General features: G+C 62.1%; 1 protein-coding gene. It reads right to left on the bottom strand.

Annotation, left to right across the window (positions count from 1 at the left end; genetic code table 11):
• The coding region (locus ON44_RS33630) for a GntR family transcriptional regulator (RefSeq protein WP_083898284.1) at nucleotides 1-638 on the bottom strand (638 nt) is incomplete at its 3' end.
• Nucleotides 639-713: the final 75 nt, after the last annotated feature.

A 713-nucleotide genomic window follows, 5' to 3' on the forward strand; every position in this document is an offset into this window, starting at 1 on the left:
GCGTCGTCGCCATTGACGATGTACACCTTGAACATCGGCGCAGCAGGATAAGCCCGCACTTCGGCGGTCGAGGACTCGATGAGGTCGAGGTCCTGCAGCTCTTGGACCTCATCGACGATGCCGAACGTATGACGGTGCATGATTCGGCTCGCGCGTTTCCTGAACGCCGGGCTGTCGCTTAGGTCCGGGGCCTGCGCAGGCATCGTCCAAGGGACGGTCGGGTCGGGCACAAGGATGCGGACCGCGATCGAGTCGGGCCGGAACCGTCCATCTCGGATCTGATCGAGCGGTTCGGAGATCGCATTATGCAGCGTTTCTCCCGAAAATCCGGCGAAGTCGATGGTCACCTGCCGCCTGCTGAATGCTCGCTCGAGGTGCGGCCGCAGGCCGAGGGGTTTCTCCGGGCGCTCCCGCACGTACGTGCCGGATCCGCGCCGTGAGACGACTAAGCCTTCATTCCTCAGTTCGTTTACGGCCTGCTGTGCCGTCACCTTCGCAACGTTGTACCGCTCAGCCAGTTCCGGCCCTGACGGGATCCGGCTCCCTGGGGCAAGTTTGCCAGTGAGAATCGCCGCCCTTAGCAGGTCAGCCACCTGTCGTCGCGGCGTCCGCGGGTCATCGGGATCTATGGCGTCCATGCGCCCAGTTTAGAGCCCTGTCTAGGCAATCTTCTGTGTTGCCTATGCAAACTCTTGAGCTGCATATGCAACCTA

Origin of the sequence: Nocardia vinacea NBRC 16497 (assembly GCF_000308835.1) — a bacterium.
In the GTDB taxonomy this organism is placed as follows: Bacteria; Actinomycetota; Actinomycetes; order Mycobacteriales; family Mycobacteriaceae; genus Nocardia; species Nocardia vinacea.